We start from the raw sequence: 1059 nt of genomic DNA, 5'->3' as shown, positions 1-1059 counted from the left end.
GCCTGAACTATAGAACTAAGAAGAACAAGAAGGGGCTTCGCCCATTTTGCTTCTTATTTTGGTACTTGAGAGGCCTGTTTTCTGCTTTATCCAACCTGCTTGGCATCTCTGTCAGGATACCGCGAACAGGGCTACTGCCCTCATCCCATGCATCGTCCTTCGACTTGAACCAATGGTCGATTACAGGTTCGCCCCGGCCTTTGCTCAACGGTTCACTGCTCTTTGTCTTGCCAGATGACACAGGCCCATTCGTCCCCGGAGGGCATGGTTCTTCCGCCGAGGTCTCTGCAGGCTGGATCGGAGGCGTCGCGGCTGATCTCGACGCCTGCTTCGCGGAGGACGGTGAACCTGTTCACGGGTTCGCGCATGAGAAACCCCACAGCGCCGCAGAGCGCCCCGATGAGGGCGATGATGCCCGCCCTGCGCCACTTGCCCTGCTGATGGGCCTCCAGGGTTCCCAGGAGCCGCTCTGCGGCTCTGTCGAAGGCCTTGCTGGCATCCATCTGCGCCACAGCGGCATCCACGGCCCTGTGGGTGATTTCGATGGATGTCCCGCGCATGTCGCGTGCGGCCTCACTGACGGCATGCAGGGCGGCGCGATCCTGCCGCAGGGCATTGTCCAGGATGGCAGCGATCTTCTTGCCGTTGGTCTCCCAGTCCGTGTTCTTGACGACCGTTGCCATGTAGGTGCGGGCATCCTTCACGGAGGCCGCTGTTGCAGCTGCCTGGTGCTGCACGTCGATCAGCGTGGTGGTGTTCTCCGCGGTGACGGAGACCAGGGCTTCCAGCATCTCGTCCTGGGGTGTGGGGGCGGCGGCGGGGTGTCTCGGATCAGCCATGACGCGCGGCCTTCTTGTCGAGGCTGGCCAGGAGCTGCTGAATGTCTTTCACATCGAGCTCGCGTGTCACCCGGTCGCGCAGCAGGCCTGCCAGCTTTGCGGCAGCATCTGGGCTTTCCAGTGCCGCCTTCAYGACGACAGCCCCGACGATAATCTTGCGGCGAGTGTCGCTGGCCTTCTGTCGGGTCTTGAGGCGGTTCAGCTTGGCCTGTGCCTCGGC

General features: G+C 62.2%; 2 protein-coding genes. Both read right to left on the bottom strand.

Translation table 11 applies throughout. The features are described from left to right. Positions 1 to 212: 212 nt before the first annotated feature. Entirely contained in the window at positions 213 to 791 is a 579-nt protein-coding gene (locus tag SY26_RS19710; RefSeq protein WP_157001806.1) for a hypothetical protein, read from the bottom strand. A 40-nt stretch (positions 792 to 831) separates the two neighbouring features. Further along, positions 832 to 1059, bottom strand: a 228-nt coding sequence (locus SY26_RS21780) for a hypothetical protein (RefSeq protein WP_064503581.1), incomplete at its 5' end; no start/stop codon positions are given.

The sequence above is a fragment of the Paracoccus sp. 228 genome, assembly GCF_000967825.1.
Lineage (GTDB): Bacteria > Pseudomonadota > Alphaproteobacteria > Rhodobacterales > Rhodobacteraceae > Paracoccus > Paracoccus marcusii.
The sequence above is the reverse complement of the archived record's forward strand: the minus strand, read 5'-3'. Positions and strand labels throughout refer to the sequence as shown.